The organism is Hyphomicrobium sp., assembly GCF_041659645.1.
In the GTDB taxonomy this organism is placed as follows: domain Bacteria; phylum Pseudomonadota; class Alphaproteobacteria; order Rhizobiales; family Hyphomicrobiaceae; genus Hyphomicrobium_B.
In genome coordinates this window covers 197,970-217,862 of sequence record NZ_JBAZXX010000001.1, presented here as the reverse complement: position 1 = coordinate 217,862, position 19,893 = coordinate 197,970, and the positions used below count along the sequence as shown (strand labels likewise).

General features: G+C 56.1%; 17 protein-coding genes. 10 read left to right on the top strand and 7 right to left on the bottom strand.

The features are described from left to right. Nucleotides 1-45: 45 nt before the first annotated feature. Nucleotides 46-345, top strand: coding sequence for a hypothetical protein (locus WC811_RS00975; protein WP_372639955.1), 300 nt, complete (start codon nucleotides 46-48; stop codon nucleotides 343-345). A gap of 308 nt (nucleotides 346-653) precedes the next feature. After that, nucleotides 654-800, top strand: coding sequence for a hypothetical protein (locus tag WC811_RS00970; protein ID WP_372639953.1), 147 nt, complete (start codon nucleotides 654-656; stop codon nucleotides 798-800). A gap of 424 nt (nucleotides 801-1,224) precedes the next feature. On the opposite strand, the gene WC811_RS00965 is transcribed toward WC811_RS00970, so the two are convergent. From WC811_RS00965 to WC811_RS00955, 3 genes are read right to left on the bottom strand one after another with little or no spacing between them, the layout of a single operon-like run. Beyond that, entirely contained in the window at nucleotides 1,225-1,416 is a 192-nt protein-coding gene (locus WC811_RS00965; RefSeq protein WP_372639952.1) for a hypothetical protein, read from the bottom strand. Nucleotides 1,417-1,451: 35 nt separating this feature from the next. Further along, nucleotides 1,452-2,117, bottom strand: coding sequence for a hypothetical protein (locus WC811_RS00960; protein ID WP_372639950.1), 666 nt, complete (start codon nucleotides 2,115-2,117; stop codon nucleotides 1,452-1,454). Further along, nucleotides 2,114-3,451 carry a hypothetical protein gene (locus WC811_RS00955; protein WP_372639948.1) on the bottom strand — a complete coding sequence of 446 codons (1,338 nt, stop codon included), beginning with the start codon at nucleotides 3,449-3,451 and terminating at the stop codon, nucleotides 2,114-2,116. The genes WC811_RS00960 and WC811_RS00955 overlap by 4 nt, the downstream gene beginning before the upstream one ends. A 288-nt stretch (nucleotides 3,452-3,739) precedes the next feature. On the opposite strand from WC811_RS00955, the gene WC811_RS00950 reads away from it, so the two are divergent. The 3 genes from WC811_RS00950 to WC811_RS00940 all read left to right on the top strand — a co-directional run bounded on the left by WC811_RS00950 (nucleotide 3,740) and on the right by WC811_RS00940 (nucleotide 7,046). Beyond that, nucleotides 3,740-4,156 (top strand): SGNH hydrolase domain-containing protein, encoded by a 417-nt coding sequence (locus WC811_RS00950; RefSeq protein WP_372639946.1) that lies wholly within the window; start codon nucleotides 3,740-3,742, stop codon nucleotides 4,154-4,156. 716 nt (nucleotides 4,157-4,872) lie between these two features. Continuing rightward, nucleotides 4,873-5,193, top strand: coding sequence for a DUF2853 family protein (locus WC811_RS00945; protein WP_372639944.1), 321 nt, complete (start codon nucleotides 4,873-4,875; stop codon nucleotides 5,191-5,193). Between the two features lie 1,184 nt (nucleotides 5,194-6,377). Beyond that, a complete protein-coding gene (locus tag WC811_RS00940; protein WP_372639942.1) occupies nucleotides 6,378-7,046 on the top strand; it encodes a response regulator transcription factor in 669 nt (222 codons plus the stop codon). A gap of 106 nt (nucleotides 7,047-7,152) precedes the next feature. On the opposite strand, the gene WC811_RS00935 is transcribed toward WC811_RS00940, so the two are convergent. Both WC811_RS00935 and WC811_RS00930 read right to left on the bottom strand, forming a co-directional pair. Then, nucleotides 7,153-7,380, bottom strand: coding sequence for a hypothetical protein (locus WC811_RS00935; protein WP_372639940.1), 228 nt, complete (start codon nucleotides 7,378-7,380; stop codon nucleotides 7,153-7,155). 766 nt (nucleotides 7,381-8,146) lie between these two features. Further along, nucleotides 8,147-9,202, bottom strand: a complete 1,056-nt coding sequence (locus WC811_RS00930; RefSeq protein WP_372639938.1) for a diguanylate cyclase domain-containing protein — start codon at nucleotides 9,200-9,202, stop codon at nucleotides 8,147-8,149. Between the two features lie 179 nt (nucleotides 9,203-9,381). On the opposite strand from WC811_RS00930, the gene WC811_RS00925 reads away from it, so the two are divergent. Together WC811_RS00925 and WC811_RS00920 are read left to right on the top strand one after the other, a co-directional pair. Beyond that, nucleotides 9,382-9,639 carry a hypothetical protein gene (locus WC811_RS00925; protein ID WP_372639936.1) on the top strand — a complete coding sequence of 86 codons (258 nt, stop codon included), beginning with the start codon at nucleotides 9,382-9,384 and terminating at the stop codon, nucleotides 9,637-9,639. 321 nt (nucleotides 9,640-9,960) lie between these two features. Then, a complete protein-coding gene (locus WC811_RS00920; protein ID WP_372639934.1) occupies nucleotides 9,961-11,553 on the top strand; it encodes a Na+/H+ antiporter in 1,593 nt (530 codons plus the stop codon). A 103-nt stretch (nucleotides 11,554-11,656) separates the two neighbouring features. Here WC811_RS00920 and WC811_RS00915 read toward each other — a convergent pair whose 3' ends face one another. Then, nucleotides 11,657-12,562, bottom strand: coding sequence for a hypothetical protein (locus WC811_RS00915; protein WP_372639932.1), 906 nt, complete (start codon nucleotides 12,560-12,562; stop codon nucleotides 11,657-11,659). Nucleotides 12,563-12,575: 13 nt separating this feature from the next. Then, on the bottom strand, nucleotides 12,576-14,015 hold the full coding sequence (locus tag WC811_RS00910) for a CHASE2 domain-containing protein (RefSeq protein WP_372639930.1): 1,440 nt from the start codon (nucleotides 14,013-14,015) through the stop codon (nucleotides 12,576-12,578). 213 nt (nucleotides 14,016-14,228) lie between these two features. Between WC811_RS00910 and WC811_RS00905 the strand changes: the two genes are divergently transcribed. From WC811_RS00905 to WC811_RS00895, 3 genes are all read left to right on the top strand, one after another. After that, entirely contained in the window at nucleotides 14,229-17,147 is a 2,919-nt protein-coding gene (locus WC811_RS00905; RefSeq protein ID WP_372639928.1) for a caspase family protein, read from the top strand. A gap of 723 nt (nucleotides 17,148-17,870) precedes the next feature. Then, on the top strand, nucleotides 17,871-18,407 hold the full coding sequence (locus WC811_RS00900) for a hypothetical protein (RefSeq protein ID WP_372639926.1): 537 nt from the start codon (nucleotides 17,871-17,873) through the stop codon (nucleotides 18,405-18,407). Nucleotides 18,408-18,492: 85 nt separating this feature from the next. Then, nucleotides 18,493-19,647, top strand: coding sequence for a Rad52/Rad22 family DNA repair protein (locus WC811_RS00895; RefSeq protein WP_372639924.1), 1,155 nt, complete (start codon nucleotides 18,493-18,495; stop codon nucleotides 19,645-19,647). Nucleotides 19,648-19,893 lie beyond the last annotated feature (246 nt).

The following is a 19,893-nucleotide window of genomic DNA, read 5'->3' as shown; positions in this document are numbered from 1 at the left end:
CGTGACATCATCCGCTACGAATGCGCAGGACCATCAGGAGCTGAGTTGAGCTTTACTGCCGTGCTCAAGCCACCGGGAACAATTTCATGCTTTGGGCGTCATGGATCGTGGGTCGACGGAGCGTTCAACAAGATGCCATTCCCAAGGGGCGTGATCGACAACGATAATCTTAATATCATGCAGCTGGCGATGGACCTCTGCTGCAAAGAGCTCGCCATTGCAGAGACGGATGAGGACGGGAGGGATAGAGTGGCGCTCCTCGTCACTGGCTTCATGCGCGCAGGCGAACACGATCTGGATCGCCTAAAGAGCTATGTCATCGGCCAATTTAAAATCCCGCATTGAGACGTGATCGCTTCGAGTCAGATGAAGATCAACGAGGACGCCCCAGGTGCGCGGGGAGCGTAAGTCCTGGGGCGTCCTGCCATTGCCGGCATTCGTTGCCAGTCGCGGCGCGTAGAACAACGCCGCTTAAGCGAATAACATTCGATCTTGAGCGATGTTTCCGATTACGCCGCGGGGAGTTCACCGGGAAAGACATGCGCTGTCTTGTCGAGCTAGCGAGAGCACTACCGGGCAGACTCTCCCGCCGTTTCACGTGGGAGTAGAAATTCCGCATACGGAATAGGATTCCTGGGGAGGACGCCAATGGAATGGTTCATTTCGCGGGCTGGCGAGAATTTGGATCATTTGCATTTGAAGCACTCGTCGCCGCCGCAAAAGACGGCACTCTTGAAAAAAAGGAGGACCAAATTTGGCGACAGGGAATGCTGAAATGGGAGACCGCGCTTACCTGGTGATCGACCGCGTGTTGAGGAGGATGGAGAGGAAGGCGACAACCACCTCTTCTCGCGAACAGAGAAGATAGCTCCTCCTTAACGGCCGAGGTGTTTTGCGATTGCTTCTTCGGTTTCTGCAGGGGCAAAAAGCATCTCCTATATGCCGTCCAATTCGTGAGATCCCGAGGTGGACATGCACGGAGGTTGCGCGTCTCAAAAAACTTTACGAAGGCGGCACGCCGCGAAAGGAGATCATTGAGGCCATTCCTTTTGTGACGGGCTGAGGGCATCTCCAAACTCAAATTCGGGATCAAGGATTCTATCGAAAAAACTTTCGTTTCAAATCTACTGGATTTCCTATTCTCGATGCCATCCGCGAGCGGGCTCTCCAGATGAAACTCAGCATGACAGATCTCGACGAGATGGCTGGCACAAGACGATATTTTCAGTCCGGCGTATCCAGCCGGCCCTTTCCCATCTCGATCGATCTGAGCGCCATCCTCGCCCAATAATAGGCATCCTCTGGAAGGGCGGGATCGAGCATAGCGCTCGTCAACTCTTCTCGCGTCATATCAGAATGAACGGCTATCCGCCCATCGGGATAATAGAACTCGATCCGGCTCGGAGTGACGTACATTGCTCATTACTCAGATGATGATGGAAGCAAGGGCACTATTGCTCGAGCGCGAGCACGTTCGGTGAAAAAAGGAATGAATAGAAAAGATGATAAACGGCGTCCTTGTAGAACAGCTTCGACGCTTGCTCTGGCAGAGAGCCCACCGTTTTTTGCCCGTTGTAGTCTGCAGCGATCGCGGAAATAGACGCTTGGTTCAACCGCGCGAGGTCAACGCCCCTCGTGGCCGCGATATATCTAAGAACCTGCTTACCAATAGCGAAATTACTACACGAGTTTACGAGCAAACGGACCAGATTGCCGCGATGTTCTTCGGGCTTTACATCGTTTGACCCGAAAGCACGGGTCGCCTTTTCCGCCGTACTGAGACGTATTTCACCGCTGCCCAGCGACCAGTCTGGCACCGGCAGCCTTAGCGCCACGAGCGAAAGTGCAAGCTGATCCTTGATCATTCGTTCCGGCCATGGCCGCGCATACGCCTCAACGGTGGCGATCGCGGACATCAGGGCAGTCAATTCTCGGTCATGCGGCTCAGCGGCCGAATTGCAGGGCCGCGGTTGATATCCGCTGCTTAACAAAGCTTCACTGAAACGCGATGCGTCTCCACCCGAGGCACCGATTAGGGCGTCGCGCTCGACCTCTGCAAACCCAATTGCGCCGAGCATGAGCGAACCTGTCACGGCGATAAATAGAAGGATCTTCATCCGCCAAAATGGGTGCCGGCGAAGGCATTGCTGACATAGAAAAGGATGTTGACCATGATGCCCACTGTGAAATCTCGCGCGAGGCTCCATGAGAAGGCACTTTCATTCACCTCATCCGGGTTTCTGCCAGCCCAATTCGGCGGGAGGCGCCGATGCAGGAGGGCGCCTAATTGGGCCGCGAACCTCGCCACGAAAATGAACGACAAGACATACAAGATGTACATCGCGATAAAGATGTCGCGCTTGTCTTGCCAGGTGTAACTGACGACGCGATCCCACATCAGTATCACCGGCCACGCGAGCAGAAACGCCGACAAACCTGCCGTGATCGCCGCCGAACCGATCTCCTTTGTGCCGAAGACGAGACCGATAAAAAATCCAAAGATCAAAACGGGACCGATCCGAACAAGAATAGCTATGGCATAAGGGAAAATACCCTCCGACACGATTGCCTTATCGATCGACGATGCGTCAGCCGAGAGATCGACGTTGCCACGCTTCAACGACGCACGAAGTTCCTGCTTAAACGCATCATCGACCTGTCCCAGGTAATAGCCAATGATACCGTCGTTCGCATTGTCCTTGTTATATGCGTTAGCGGTGATTTCATCGAGCTTGGCTTTGGTGATAGGGGCGAAGGCGAAGTTGCTGAAGCGCGCCGGAAACTTGTCGCTTGTTTCTAGGGCTGCTTTTGCAGCGGCAGCTGTCAGGGTCGGATCCAGCTTTGAAGAGGCAGCTCCGGCATTTTGATCTCCCTCATTTTGGCTGCCCGCCGGGTCCGGAGGCAGGGCGGCGGAGAGCGCCGCCGGGCCCGCAAGAGATGGCGCAATCTCGCGGAACCTCCTTTCAACATCGTTTGTGTATTGGTCGACGATCGTGTCCTGAACCTTTCCCGTCGCAGTCGCTGCCTCAATCGTTTGCTGAATTCCCAACGGATCGAATTTCGGTGAAGCGAAATCATTGAGCTTGAAAGCCATGTCTCTTCGGATTGCAGCGTCGTTATCGTAGGCCGCTCGAAAAATGGCTTCCTGGTTTTTCTTGCCGTAGTCATCGGTGGGCGCGCTTTGGGCTGAAGTGCTGCACTGGAGGTCCGCTGAATAGCCCGGATGTTCGGTTTGATATTTCCCCACGATTTGGCAGAGACGGGAATAGCTCACTCCGGGCGGCTCCACGATAAAGGGCGAGGCCTCAGAACTAGCCAGCGATGAAAAGCGAAAATAAAAACGCTCGGGGAGCAAGGACGTCAGCTTGATGGCGGAAATGATGAAAATTGCTCCGAATATTAAGATCGGCGCGCTGATGTGCGATTTCCAAATATCCCCGACCCAGGCCATGTTCCCTCCCCCTGCGTTTCCCCCTGCGAGCAGCTTAGGCTCGATCTGCGCCGCATGTTGACACGGGGATTATATAGCGATCATTACAGCAGAAAAGACCGACTACGCGATTGCAAACATGATGGCGAAGTCTCCAGACTGAAGACGCTGTTATTGATGGCCCCGCAAACGCTTATTTATTCGCCTTGCATTTCTGCCGCAAAGTAGACGCCGGCGGATTCAGCACCGCATCCAACCCGTAAAACGCCTCGGCTCGTTCGCGCATGCGCTTACAAAATCCTTCGCGTAATGAGCCACGATTTTCGCATTCGCATCTACCTGATCCTCAAAATTGAGAACAAGGCTACTGCAATGATCACCTTTGCGGAGCGAGCGCGTCACGTCGCGTGGGGTGATCCGATGCCCGAAGAACAGACCATGACGCATTTTTCGGACCGGGAAAAGCGAGTGTTGCCACTTCTCGCCCGCCTTGCTCAAAGGCCAAACATCCGCGTCGTATATCCGCATCTTACTTTTTGCGACGATGTCAGCTGTCGTTATTCAAAAAGCGGACGCCCACTTTACAGCGACAGCAATCATCTCAATGCTGCCGGAGCGGCCGAACTCGGCAACATGTACGCCGACCTTTTCGCTGCGCCCAGGCTCATATCACTCCACAGTAGTTTGAATGTGCTCGGCGTCGACCGCCGCGATCAGGTCAGCTAGCCGCGCGCCCGGTCATAGAGCGGAAAAGGAATAAGCAGGACGCCCTAGAGCTGGAATAGGTCGAAGGCGCAAAGGGAGTCGTCCGACTTACCGTACGCGATCAGGCTTTTGAAGCGGGGCAAGCCATCGTCAACGCAGGCGGCCAGCTCGGCGTCAATGATCGCCTGCCGCCGATGTCTCTCCCAGCACAGGCAGGTTCCACGTTGCATGGTGGACTAGGCGAATGGTGCGACAAGCTCGGGCCAATCGCCCGCTAAACTTCGCCGATTATCAGTTGACACTCGTACATCACCCACATGCCTCGAGGCAACGACACGGCAAAATCACTCGCTGCCGGAAGTCACCGGCGGGGTTACGGCTGCATCGGATATTAGAGGTCACGCCGCCTCAGACTTATCCGTAGCGTCGCCCATTTCGGCGCTCCCTGTCAGATTCCCGAAGGGATGACCGCGTTGGTGAGCGGCATTGCGATCAAGCGCTGCGGCAAGCTTCTCCATCTCTTTGATCAGCTTCGACGAACCACGCCTCCGGCGGCTTGACGATTTTCGCGGTCTTGGCATCGCTAGATCCCCTCTTAGAGTTCAACGCGACGCAACGACGAGACTTTAGCACAGTCCCCTGAGAGGGGGCTTTCAAAATACCCTCCCCTCTCGATGACGGAACCGATCGACAGTTATGGCGCATACGTCCTATTAGCTCTACCAGAAGGGGGAGCTATGCCGGAAAACTGGAGCGCCGATGTCCGACGGTATGTGCCGTATCCCGATCAAGCCGCCATCAACGGCCTCGTGGAGTATCTCGGGGCTGGGCTCAAGACGAGGCAGGAAACTCGGGTGTCTTGCGGCGACCTCGCGGAGAGGGAGCGGATTCGGGACAAGTTCCTCCGGCAGACACTCGGAATTGGCGACCACGTGAGCTTACTCGATCGCGCCATCATAGCAGCATGCGATCGCATGAAGGATGACGCCTACAAATCCCGCGTCACGTTCTATTACCTGCTCGCCGAAAAGTACGGAAAGCTGGCCCTGTTTCATTGATCCTTCGAGTTGCGTCTTTGCGATACGGACAACTAAAGGGATTTCCGCTCACCCGTCCGAGGCCGAAAGTCGGCGACTTGCCCGCGAAACACCATCCGCACGTGAACAAAGCGCCACTATTACGGTTGACAATTGCGATCAGAACCCACGACGCAATTATAACATGACGCCCTCGGAAATTCCTGTTTTTATTGGATTTTCGGGGCAGTTCTCAGCCGACTGCTATTTCGTGAGAAGTAGAAAAAGCAGCGATGCAGGTGACCAACATGGCGATGGCCTCGGCGGCCACCTTCCGAGCTTATGGATCTTTAGGCGTCCGAGCCTTTGCGGGCCCGAATTCGAAAATCCTCATAATTTGGGTGCTTCTTTAGATATTCGTGAGCGGACTTTTCCAGGTCGCGGTACGCGGTTGCGTCAAACCCTTTTTCCGTTGGGTCTGTCACAAGATCTGTCTCAATCACAAATATTGCTCGGCCTTCGGTATCGATTATCTGACGCGTCCGTTTGATATGCTTGTGTTGCACGCTGGCGCTCCATGGTTTTCCGCTGAGCATAGCAGGGAGTTCGCCGAAAGGTGCTTGGCTCGGTCGAAAACTTCAGCGCAAAAAAAGGCGTCAGCGGGGGGAGCTGACGCCGGGTGCACCGGGGGAGATGCACATGGCCTCGATTGGGGGGACGGGATCCGAGGCACGGTCCTTGTACGCATTATGGCGCCAGGAACGGCGCCCAAAGCGCCTAAAATTTGTCCGCATACGTCAATTTGCAAAATCGATGGGTAACTGGCAGCTAACTGAGCGATTTCCGATGCGTATCGTTGGGATATTGATCTCTCCATATGCCGCACGCACGGCTCGAAGGGATGGCGATTTCTGTTTCGCGGGGCGCATTAAGAGCCGCCGTTGGCTGGCGACAGCGCCTCCAGATGCTGAACGCTCCAGGTACACACGAACAGAAAGAGTAGCGTCCGATCGCAGTCTTACCGGCTCTGGTCCGGATCGGGGGAATATATAAGATGACGGTCAAAGCCTGTTTTTTTGATTGTTCCGTCAAAACCTCAGCCCGCGTCGGAAACGGCGGGGGATATCTATGGCACTCAAACTTCAGTTGATCCCATTACCATCTGGGCACCTTTGTTTTTCATGGTACTAGTCAATTGGTTTCCTCCGGCTCGTCCAGGATTGCGCATGAAAAGCGATGCTTCAGAACTCCTAGACCTTTCTACCTATACTGTACTCGTATCGCCGACCGGGGATATCTTGGACATTCGAGCCCATCATCGGGCGGGCAATGCCGAGGTCGCCAAGCTTAAGGGGCGTGTTTATTCAAACGAGTGCTCAGCGCGCTACCGCCCGGCGATCAAGGGAGTACTCAACCGCGAGCGTTCGTTGCTTTCTGCAGTCATGCCGCCGCCAACACTCGGAATTGATGCGTGGTTTGCTGTCGTAGGCGTTCCCCTCGGGGCATCACCAGATGGGGGAGCCCTATTTATTCATATGGATATTTCGCCATGGATGGCGAAGTCAGCCGGCAAGTCAGTGCCGCCAAAAAAGATCAGCATGGACCTTCTTCAACAGGCCATGGCAACAACATTCATCGGCGATGGGCCGGAACTCTCGCGAGCGTACACATCGAAAAATACTTACGACGGGATTGAAAGTCTAACGGCTCGCCAACGCCAAGTGCTTGAACTGATCGGCACCGGCAAGACCAACATTGAAATTTCAGAAGCTCTGTCCTGCTCCCTGAATACCGTGAAGCGACACGTGACCGCCGTTCTGCAGAAGCTTAAGCTGCCCAACCGTACACGAGCGGCCATGATCGCCCACCAACTGGAACGCCCGTCCAAAATTTGAATACGACGCCGTTAGGATGCACCCTGCCCCGGATCGATCATAATCAGGCACCCGCGGGTTCGGCTTGGTTTCCTGAAACAGTTTGAACTGCTCTTTTGGGTCTAATTCAGGAGCCGTTTTCTTCGACATTTTTTGAACCACGCGATTTATCGAGAAGGCTTTCGATCTTACGGGTATTTCGCATGAGAGCATCCTTGGCTTCGATGAAAGCCGCCGATTCTACGCCACCTGCCGCTGCTGCGACGGCCGTCCGTCTTGCCAGTTGATCGTGCTCCCGCTGTAGTTTCGTCAACTCTGAAGCTTCGTAAGGGGTCAGGGAAACTCGTTCAATCATTACAACTCAACTGCTGCGGTCTAACTCTGGTTCTTCGCGTTTGGGCATTTGATTGAGTTAACCCATCATTGGACGGGGAGATAGCATTCAGTATCGTATTCATTCCCAGATCTTCCAAAGGACGCCTCCCGAGCTTTCGCCGGAAGGCAGTTGCGTGTAGGCGTACGAATGACGCTTCCGTTCCGGCCGGGGAAGATCGCGCGCTGCAGCTCAATCGACGTGGTTCGATTGTGGCGCACCCCGAAGAGCCGCCGGATGGCTTCGACATTGCGAGTCTGGCTGTGAAGATTACACATGGTTCGATCCGGCTCCCTGCGCCACGCTCCAAAGGCGGACGCCTTCAGCTTCGAGATCCTTGATCGGCCGGTCAAACGCCGCGGGAGAAAAGGGTAGATCGAGGCACGATGATTGAATGGTTGGTGTCTGGCGTTATCACCAGCATCCGACCTGTGGCGTTGAATGAGCGCACTGGTTCTCAACGCGAAGTTTAGCAGCATTTGCATGGACGACGCGTTTGTCGGACGGCAACCGGTAAGTCGCCTCGACGGCCGTATGATTATTCATGAAATGCCGCCGGCGCAGGTCTTCCCGGTTCCCGGCCACGTTGACGCTTCGAACCTTGTGGCCATTGTTTTTGAGACGCATATCTAAGTCGTCAACCGACACTCTCAAAGCACATGAAAACAAGGGCTATGAGATATGGATACCTACAGCGAGTTTGTGCAAACGATTATCGCGATAGCGCTAGTCTGGCTTTCCGTTCGGCCTACGCGGACTTAAAATCGACGATCGGCTGATAAAGCAGCTCGAGTTGACCGTCGTCCACAGCGCGGCTCAAATCCACGTCTAACGAGCTTTTGTTCGAGGTCTGTTCGATCCATTCGAAAAAGGCGAAGTCGTTTCGACCTTTGCGTTTTGTTCGATAGAGAGCCAAATCGGCGGCCTTCAAAAGGTCCTCTGCGCTGCGACCATGTTGGGGAGCCAGCGCGATACCTATGCTGGCGCCAATGACCACCCTTTGGCCAAGGACGAAATGGGGCTCATTCATGGAGCGCAGCAATCGCTGCGCCAATTCCTCGGCCGTATTCCATTCCTCGACGCCAGCCTGAAGAACGACGAACTCGTCGCCGCCCAGGCGGGCTACGACGTCGCTTTCGCGCACTGATGCCAACAGTCGTTTGGCGACGCTCTGCAGGAGCGCGTCTCCTGCAGCATGTCCCAGCGTGTCATTGATCTGCTTAAATCTATCGAGATCGATCCAATGCAGCGCGAAACCCGTCGTAGGTCTCAGATTTTGCAAAGCGCGATCTAGTGCTTCGCCAAAATGGGTTCGGTTTGCAATTTCAGTAAGTGGATCGTGGTGCGCAAGCCAACTGATTTGTTGTTCGGCCTTGCGCCTCTCGCTAATGTCCTCTTGGACATCGACCCACCCGCCAGTGGTAAGTGGCTTGTTGGTAACGAGCACAATGCGCCCGTTCTTCAAGTTCTGAATATGGCTGAACGTCTTGCCATGTCCGATTTCCTCGAGATGGCGGTCGATCCAAGCTCGTTGGCTGGCAAGCTCCTCCGGTCCGTCTTTTCCTGTTTCCATTTTAACGTAGTAACGCGCAAGGTCAGCGAGTGATGTTCCGCGCTTTGTGAGCGCGTCGGGGAGTTCGTAAATTTCCCGATAAGCGTTGTTGCAGACGATCAGTCGCTGGTCGGAGTCGAACATCGACAAGCCCCGAGCCATGTTGTTTAGCGCAACATCGAACCAACCGTTGAGTTGCTCAAGCTCCTTTTCGCGTTTGGAAAGCTCTTCAAGAGTCGTCTTCAGCTCCATCGCCGTTTTGTAATAATCGACCGACGGCTCAGACAGGGGTGAACCGCAACTTTCGCCTTTCGGTGACACAGCGCTTACGGGGCTATCGTTAGTGCTCATTTCGCTTGTGTCCTAATCCCCCCTCTTATCGATCCACTGTAGAGATGGGATATCACGGCGTGCTTAATTCCCGGGCATCAATGCCGGAAAAACTGAAACACCAAGGTTTCAGTGGTGAACAATTGGTTAAGCTAGCTGTTTGCGTGAGCTGTTTTTCGCAGAATGTCGCATTGTTCTCACATTGCTGCGTTGGCTCACGGTTGAAAATCTTGCTGAACGGAACTGACGCGCCGAATCCGGCAGATCGTGAAGCTGCACTGCACATCATCAAAGAAAATATTGGGAACGACTTTTTCTTCAAGGGCACCCTCGTGCTCGCGAGCTCTTCAGTCGCCTAGCGCATTGCGCAAGCCCCGACCGCCACACGAGGCGACGAACGACGCCGGAGCTTCGATATTCCCTATCGGATGCGAAAGACCAAGCCCGCGCTCCTTCTTCGCTGGCCCGGCCCAGCGCTGCCAGATGCGGAGGAAAGCGAACAGCCGCCCGTCCTCGTCGCCATTGACGACGAACCAATGCCGCTGAGCGGGGTTGCCGCCATCGGGCTCGCAGTAGGACGATGCAGGAACGAGGTAACGGCGCCACTCGAATGATTGCTATAGTTCATCAGTTGAAACATCGGTACCAAAGTCCCGCCAATCGCAGACGGGGACAAGTGCATGACCAGCCTACACATCGTCGTTGTTTGCCTCTCCCTGCTCACGCTCACCTGCATCGCGTCACTTCTTCAGCGACTGATCAAGGTTCCGCTGCCCTTCCTGCAGATCGGAGTTGGCGTGGTCGCCGCGTTGCCGCCGATCAATTGGCAGGTCCCTCTCGATCCGGAAACATTTTTTCTCCTGTTCCTTCCGCTTTTGCTGTTCGGCGATGGGTGGAGGCTGCCTCGCCGCGGCTTGATGAGCATGCCGTGGGCAGTATTCGGCCATGCAGTCGTCCTCGTTCTGCTGACGACAGCGATCGGCGGGTATGTCCTCCATTGGCTCGTCCCTGAGATGCCCTTGTCGGTGGCCTTTGCCGTCGGCGCTCTCGTATCGCCAACCGACGCCGTTGCAGTCGGGGCGATAACGCGAAACCTGACGGTGACACATCGCATGAAGCATTTGCTCGAAAGCGAGGCGTTGCTCAATGATGCCTCGGGACTCGTTGCCATGCGCTTAGCCATTGCCGCTACACTGAGCGGCAGCTTTTCTCCCCTTCACGCAGCCGGAGAGCTTCTCTGGGTAGCAACCGTCGGCATATTGATCGGCGTGGGGCTTTCAATGCTTTATCACCAGATCCATCGGCGTGTGCTCGTCGGCGTTGGTGATGCGACGCTGCAGACGGTTTTAATGGGCCTGCTTCCCTTCGCGGCATTTGCCCTCGCGGATGAGGTCGGAGCCTCGGGCATTCTTGCCGCCGTCGCAGCGGGCATAGCCGCCAGCCGCCTCAGCCTTCTGGAGCATGCGCACTACACGGCGCGCATCATGACGGGCGCGACGTGGGACGTTGTGAGCTTCTGCTTGAACGGCTTAATTTTTGTTCTGCTGGGATTACAGCTGCCCGGACTGATTGGAGCCGGCCCCTCCGGCGTCGATCTTGTAACAAGTCACGAGCGATTGGCCATTCTCGACGAGATCGCGCTTCTAACTCTCGCACTCATCGTCATCCGCTTTGTGTGGGTATTGGCTTCGATCGGCTTAAGCCGCCTGACGAATGCGAGGCGCGATTCAATCGGCTGGCGTGACATCACCGCTTCCTCGATCGCAGGCGCCCGCGGCGTCGTCACATTAGCCGGCGCTCTGAGTATCCCGCTGGTCACACTAGACGGCACCCCCTTTCCCTATCGCGATCTGGCGATAACAGTGGCCGTCGGCGTCATCCTGCTGTCACTGCTGATCGCCGCCGTGGGGCTTCCGTTGCTGCTGCGGGGGCGTCCCGCCGAGCGCGAATCCGATGCGGAGCTGGTTAGGGCGAGGCGTGTGGCGATAGACGCCGCGATCAACGCCATCGAGAAGCACCACTCGGGAGAAGAAGAGCGTACGAAGTTTCTAATTTCTGCATATCGAGGCCGATCGATGTCGCTCGATAATCCACGCGACGCAGAAGACCGGGGGGCATGGCGCGACATATATCGCACCGCTCTTCACGCGGAGCGACGCGCTATTCAGAAGCTTCGGGCGGCCGATACCATCGACGATACGGTTGCCCGGCAGCTCTTTTCCGAGTTGGACCTGCTTGAGGCTGCCCTGATGCTCCGACCCCTTCGCCCGTAAATCGGGAACACCTGTCTTGGAAGAGAGTTGTCTTCTCACATTACGAGAGGGAGGAACTTCCTCATGCCGGCGAGATCATCTGCATTTTCGAAGCGGAAGCGCTTCAAGGAATCTGCCCGTCGCGAATTTGATTGAGCATAGAGCGTGCCGGCGGATAGCTCGATGACACAGGCGCGAGTTCGCGGGCGCTTTCGAGAACAAATTCGCCATGGCCGCGATCAAGCAAATCCGTTGCCCTTAAGAATGGCCCGAGCTTGCCTAGCGGCGCAACGTCGGCAAGGTCAGCCTTCCAGGCGATCGGCTTTCTCGCAACCATCTGCGTCCAAGTGGTGTGGTCGCCAGACGTGAGCGCTAATTGGATATCGCCATCCGCTCGACCGATCTGGATCGTCGCTTCTCGAACGCACTCTGCGGGTTTCGTATTTGCGCATACGACGGTTTGTGAAAGCTGCTTGCCCTGTGCCGCAACCGTCAGCGTGAATGGCGGTATGCCGCCGCTCCACCCCAGCCACAACGGCTTATCGGACGCATCCGATATCACGAGCGGGCGGCGCAAATTGGGAAGGACAGAAAGCGCGTTGTCATCGCCGCGAGACAAGGCGTTTTCCAACTTCGATTCGTCCGATGATGGTGAGTTGATCCATCGATAGGCCGACGCCAGTCTCGGCCACAATACTTGAAGGAGCGACCATTCCTGAGCTGGCAACTCTCCCTTCGGCGGCTTGAGTTTGATCACCTTGTCGGCCGCGACGAGGATCTCAACGAAGGTATCATTCGGGTTCGCGCCCTCAGCAAAATTTATTGTGTCTCCTTCGTAGACGATCTCGTTTTCCTTGACGGCGTACGGTCGGCCTTCGCGATCAATCGAAAACAGCCGCTTACCTTTTACGGCTTCACGCGGCGAAAAATCTATGACGATCCCGACGACAGATTTCTCGGCGGCGATTACGGTTCCCGCCAACAGAAGTGCTGAGCCGACCACCGCCAGCAACGATATACCCGAATGCATTCCACGCCGTGGCTCACGCATCTTCTGCCTCACCTATTTTCTTATGCCCATGGCGGAGCAACGCACGAAATCCCTCGCCTTTGAAAAAATCGACAGCAATCTCGACCAAAGATTCGATGGCCAAGAATACGCCTAGAAGGCCAAACGCCTTGCTCAAAACATTTATCGCATCAGATGCACTGAGCGCAGACGTGGCAAGTGAAAGCCAGACGTAACTCAACGCCAGGATGAGGCCGGCCGCGGGGAGGGCGCGAAAAAACTTGGCGATCCAGATAAAGGCGACACCCAGTCCAAGTGTAAAAGCGACGGTCGCAAAAACTGCAGGCATCGTATCGAGCACGACGGGGGCGACTGCGATTGAATTTGCAATCACGGCTGCGCCCGGCATCATCCCCAAGGGGGTTGCGAGCTTGTCGGGGCCGTAACTCGCACCGATGACGACGACCCTGTTATCAAACGATGTTTCCGCGACCTGATTTTCGAGCAGGCTTTCGGCGCGAATGCGCTGATATCGAAATTCGTTGGTCGACATCCAGTCTGAAACGCGGGCTTGTGCCGGGCCGCCGATGATGAACGGAAGAAGCTCCTGATAAGGCCCTTTGTTTGCTGGCCACGTTTTCTGACATTGGCCTGTGACTTGAAGGTCCGTCTTGCCGTGCTGCTCGAGATATTTTGCGAGGCAGGCTAGGCCCGCCGGATGGGCACTAGCGAGAGCTGAAGCCACAAGTCCTGGAGACGGGAGCAATATTGGCGATCCCTCTCGGCATATGGCCTCCCACCGCCGCCAACTTCGGACAACGCCATCCTTATCCGGAGCAAAGACACTAGCGACCCAGATGACGTTCGCCTTACCGGCAGTCCTTGAGGCAAACGACGTAGTGCCATCTCCGGTGGACTTAGTTCCTGCTTCTTGGTTGTCGATCCCGGCGCATCTCTGCTCCGCGCACTCGCCCGCTTCGCAATCGAGAGGTTGCAATGATCGCGTCAGAAGCAGGGGCGGCGCATCCGGGGGATATCTGGCAAGATAATCCAGAAGCGGTTTATCGCTTGCATCCAACGCTCCGCCCGAGAGATCAAAATCGACGAAAATAAGCTTCGGATTCTTGTCCTTTTGATCCAGGAGCTTTTGGACGATGGCAGAGATTTTCTCGCGCGGCGTTGTCCGCGTGGCGGGACTCCATTTTTCGACGGCCGCCGCATCGACATCGACAAACGTAACGGGCAATCCGCCGGTCGACATGCCTCGATTTGGCATCGTGTCGCGCAGTTGCCTGTCATAACCGAAATTAATATTTAGCAGTTCCGGAATTTTACTGAGCGTTTCCCGGCTGAAATAGAATGCTGCGAAGACCGCTAAAATTCCTGCCAAGAAGGTAGCTAGACCGAACGGGAGATTCGATACGAGCGATTCCAGCGAAATGCGCCCCGGCTCGGACGTGCGACCCTCTTCCATTCCAATTCCCCTGGTTTCCACCAATGCCCGCGCGGCACACAGCCATAGTCATTGAACCGAGTATTCGGGATCTTTATCATCGGTTTGCGTCAACGGGGAACAGGCATGTGCGTTCAGGGCAACTTTCTTCGCGCCGTCGGGCTGCTTTGTCTACTGGTCCCAAGCCTCTCTGTCCGCGCCCAGGCGAGTGAATCTGGTTCGGCTGCATCTACGGTGAAAAGCTTGATCGCCGGCGGCTGTCTCGCTCCGGCCCAGACCGATCCCTCCGGAAACGAATTGGCTCAGGCAATTGCCAATTGCCCCCCGGTCGACCCGATCTTCCGGATCGAAAGCGGCGTCAATACTGCCAAGATCAATCGCCTCTCGGCTGACGACAAATGTAATATCTTCGCGACGGCCAGCGAGGACAAGACGGCGCGTGTCTATCGGGCCGATGGCAGCCTCCTCAGCGTTCTCAGACCTCCAATCGGACCAGGAAACGGCGGCAAGCTACGTGCGGTAGCGGTGTCTCCAGACGGCCGGTTCGTCGTGACAGGCGGCTGGGACGTGGCCGTGCAGCGATCGAGGAGGCCGCAAACGCTCGGGGGAACCACCGACAATGCCATATATATCTTCGATCCCAACAACGGCGCGTTGCTGAAGCGGATCGGGAACTTTCCCTACGACATCAAAAACCTCATTTTCTCGGCTGACGGAAAACGATTGGCGGTGACGATGGGCGGCAACGTGTACGTCTTGGAAACCGAGGGATTCAGCGAGGTCTTCCATGACGGCGCTCTGGGTGACATCCCGTATGGCGCCGCGTTCGGCCCCGATTATTCCCTCTACGTTTCCAGCTTCGATAGTACGATCCGCAAGTATAGTCCCAAGGGCCGATTGCTCGCATCCAAGCGCTTCAAACAATATGGCCGCCTCTACGGCCTTGTCGCTGATCCTTCGGGCCAGTATCTGATTGCGTCTTCGATCGATGTTCCGGGCGCCCCTTCCATTGACACCGCATCGATGAAGGTCGTCGGTCAGCTTGATCCAGCCGGACTTCCTAATGCGCCGCTGGCCGTTCTGACGGCCTCGGTCGACGGCAATGTCGCGGGCGGAGGCGGCTTCATAAACACGAATACCGGCGTCAGCGTCCTGCGAATTTGGCACCCCGGACAAACGTATTCTGATCTGCAATTGAAAAACGACACCATCTCGGCGATTGCGGGATGTGGCTCGGGCTTTCTGATCGCGACCTACGGTCAGACGCTCATGCGGGTTGATGCGGCCGGCCAGACCCAATGGCAACTCCAATCAGCAAACTACGACGCCTACGAAAAGAAGCACTCGGCATTCCTCGCGTCCGACCATGCAGATCGCCTATGGTTCGGGCTCGGAGTCGGCGCGGACGACCCCGTCGAGTTCGATCTACTCAACGAGCGACTGTTTCGGAGCCCGGTGGCGGGCAACGCGTTGCACCCGTCCATCGAAAATTTGCTTCCGGTAACCGGGTGGGATGCATCGATCGATCCGAGATTGGGCGGCGTTCCGCTCTACCACGATGTCGACGAGACGTTCCGCTCGATGGCGCAAATTCCGGACGCCAGCGGATTCGTCCTCGGCTCCGAGTTCCAGCTTTGGCGATATGACCGTTTCGGTAAAGTTACGTGGCAATATAAGCCGCCGGCGCCGGCCTATGGAGTGAACGTCTCGCGAGATGGCAAGCTGCTCGTTGCGGCATACGGCGATGGTACGGTCAGATGGCATCGGTTGACAGACGGTGCGGAGCTTCTGGCCCTTTACGTGGACCGGAAGACCTTGGCATGGATCGCCTGGACGCCGACTGGATATTTCATGTCATCGCCGGGCGGAGATAACCTTGGCGGCTGGCATATCAATCGCGGCTTCCGCCAAGCCGCCGACTTCTTTCCTATGTCTCGCTTCCGCGAGCAGTTCTATCGGCCTGACATCGTGAAATTAGTATTGGCCAAACTGGACGAAGGCGCCGCCATCGAAACCGCGAACTCCGTGTCGAACCGTAAGCCGGCGGCGCTCAATCCCGACGTATCGGCGCTTCTTCCGCCCATAATCTCGATCACATCTCCGGCCGATGGCGCGCATGAGCGGCCAGGAAACGTTTCAATTGACTACGAGTTGCGCTCGCCGTCTGGCGACCCTGTCGATTCCGTGGATGTCTTTCTCGATGGACGGCCGACCGACGTGCACCAGTCGCCGACGAAAACGGCAGATACCGAAGCCGTGAAGGGAAAGATCGACGTTCCTATCCCAGATGGGGCATCCGGTAGAATTGAGGTCGGGCTGGTTGCCAGGGCGGCAAACAGAAAAAGTGTCGTCGCAAAACTTTACATCGAAGTCGATGCCACACCGGTGCAGGACGATCTTTTGAAACCCAAGCTGTTCGCGCTCGTAGTCGGCATCAGCAATTATCAAATTTCGGGCATTAAGCAGCTGCAGTTTGCTGCGAAAGACGCGCAGGATTTCGGCAATCTTCTGAAACGTCAGGAGAACGGGCTTTACGGCTCTGTCGAAGTGAAGACTCTAACCGATCAGGAAGCGACGACGGGGAAAATAAAAGAAGGTCTCGCTTGGCTATCGGATCAGGTTACGCGGCACGATGTCGGCGTCGTCTATCTCGCGGGGCATGGCGAAACGGACGCGCACAATCGGTTCTGGTTTCTGACAGAGGATACGGACAAAGAGCACGTCGCGGCCACAGCGCTTTCAAGAGAAGATATCGATGTCACGCTGCAGTCGTTGAGAGGCCGCGTGGTTGTCTTTCTCGACGCCTGTCATTCCGGCGATGCGGCTACGGGTGGAGGGCAAAGTTCGGTCGACACCAACGCGCTCGTCAGTGAACTGACGGCAGTCGGCCAGGACATGGTTATCTTCTCTTCATCGAGCGGGCGCGAAGTCTCGTATGAAAGCCCGGATTGGAAGAATGGCGTCTTCACCAAGGCCGTCGTCGAGGCCATTGCCGAGGGGAAGGCAGACCTTTTCAAAACCGGGCGCATTACGTCATCCCTTCTCGATGCATACGCCTCGAAGCGGGTCGGCGACCTTACGGGCGGACGCCAACACCCGCTCATGTATCGCCCACGGGATTCCGCCGATTTTGATATCGCAGTCGTCCGCTAATGGCCCTTAGCGTCAATTGCCAGATGTCTGCCTTTGAGTGCGTTGCAAACAAGATCGAGTCCTGTCGGACCGACGCCGGTCGCGTACTTCTTGTGAAGGCGTGTAAAAACGCGCCCGAACTGCCGAAGCATTGTATGATTTCCACGATACTGAGGGGATCGGATGAGGCTATCTCCCTGGTCACCCAGTTCGATACAGGCAACGATGGCCGATTTTGCAAAATGGAGGCCTCTGTAGGCATCGTTGGTATCCGCCGAACGGCCTCTACAGAGCGCTGCGCTTGCCGTCCAGTCAGCCGACGCTGGCGGTTCCCGCATTCCCAAATGTAGCCACTCGGATCCTGAGTGATCGTTACGCCCGGTCGTTCATTCCGGGTCGTCGTGACGCTCCTCCGAGACAATCCCGAACGCGGAACCTGCCGATCAAAAACACGCCCTGAGTTGTCTTGCCGACATGGGCGAAAGCGTCAGAAACCTTCGGTCGTCGCGCATTGTTTTATTGCCGCCTCGTATCAACGTCCCAACAGCACAGGCGATGTTGCGAAAGCGAATTACCATCCAACAACGCGCATGTTTGTTGGCATCGTTGAACGCCCAAACGTTTGCAGGAAGCTCGAGAAATATCTGGAGCAAAAAACAGAATAATAATTCGCATTTTCAATGACTTATGTCGAATTTCTCGTACGATTTTCGGAACCTCACAATTCAAATGGAGTGTTCGAAAATGAGCAATCGGAATGAAATCGAAATCGATTTAATGGCGAGCCTCGCGGGGCACGGACTGCTCGCAGTGGCGAAGAACCTGCGCCAGATCGAAGACGAATACCCCGAGTATTTCGCCTTGATCGCAAAACTTTTAGGCATGGAACGCGGGGACGCGGCCGCTCTGGCGCGTGTGGATCGCACCTACAAAGAGCTCGAACTCGAAGACGCTCGGATGACCGCGCTCGGATGGCCGAAGCTTGTGGTCTTGAGCGATTACCTGTCCTTCAGCAACCGACAACAGCTTCTCGAACTTGCCGAGAAGGCGACGGCGAAAGAACTCGCAAGAATTCTCAATCAGCAACCCGCTGGGACCAAGCCGGTCGTCTTCTACTTTTCAGACGCACAGTTCGATGTGCTCGAAAGAGCCATTCTGGCTCACGGGGGCGCACGACGGCGGCGCCCGCAAGATGGGCTGTCCGGCAAGGAAGAGGCGCTCGTCAAGGCACTTTTGCCACCAACGGATCGCGTGGTCGTTCCGCCGGCGAAAAAGTCCTGAAACGCAGGGCGACCTCCAATCCCGCACGTCGTCGAGCCCAATCAATCCGCCGCCGCGCGGCAAAGGCTTTCTCGAGGAAACACGCATGACTTTTTCCGACACCCAGACGAAGCTTCTCAAAGCCAAACTCAAGAGACGTCACGTCAAGACGCGGGACGTGAACGGCGAAACCCTCTCCTACGTCGAAGGTTGGCACGCCATAGCAGAAGCAAATCGAATCTTTGGCTTTGGGCATTGGGACCGCCAGACGCTTCCCGCTCATTGTCACTGGACGCTCAATCAATCGGGGCAGACCATTTGCTTCTATTCGACCAAGGTCCGCATTTCTGTGCGGGCAGGAGAAGGTTTGACCGTGCGGGAAGGACTTGGCACCGGGTGGGGGCGATCACCACAGCCGGAAGTGGCTCATGAGATGGCGATCAAGTCTGCCGAGACCGACGCCACAAAACGGGCTCTCGCAACCTTTGGCAATGCCTTTGGCCTGGCGCTGTACGACCGTCGGCAGTCTCAGGTTACGAGATTGCGAACAGCCGGAGGTCGGACTCGGCCCGAACCCGAACTTGTGGTAACTAGCCTTGATGGCAAAGAGACGCTGTTTTCAGACCCCGAAGCCTTCACCAGCGAAGTCCTGCGCCAAGCCGACGAACTCACGTCGATCGATGAGCTCTATGCATTCTGGGCATCGAATGCCGGAGCGCTCAAAACGCTCAATAGAGACTTTCACGACAGCGAACGGACCGAACGGATCATCAACACGCTTAAGGACCGAGCCCGTCAAATTGCCCGGGAAACCCCTCCAGGAAAAGAGGTGTCGGATCGACTTTCCGCGATCTCGAATGAACCGTCGACCAGTTCTTACCTTCTTCCAAAAGCAAAGCGCATCCGCGACCGCGCCCATCTTGCCTTTGTCGCGACACAGCCCTGTTTGATCTGCGGCCGCCAGCCGACACAGGCGCACCATTTGCGCTTCGCGCAACGGCACGGATTGGGTCACAAGGTATCAGACGAGTTTACCGTCTCCCTCTGCGTGACGCACCACGACCAGCTGCATCGCTACGGCGACGAACGTGCGTTCTGGACCAGTCACGGAGTGCCGCAGCCTTTGCAACACGCAGCCAAGCTGTGGAAACTATCTCACCACCCCGGCGAGACAAAAGGTGTGGAGTTCGATCCCGATACCGAGCAGGAATTCAACGAACCGACTCTAAGGAGACATTCCCAGCAAACCGACAAGCAATGAAAACGGCCAGTAGCCTGACAACAACAATCTTCGGAATCTCGCTTTTCGCTACGATCATTGCAGGCTACCCGTCAGATTTGTCAGTGACGATATGAAATTGCGTTTCACAGCGACAACCTAAATCATCGCCCCGCAAGCGTTTTGGGGTACTTGGCAGGCGGTGGCGCATTGCTGTAAAGATCTTGGCAACGTGACATTTCAAAAATGGTGCCTTCGGTGCGCCGAGTATCGACGTCCGGAACAATT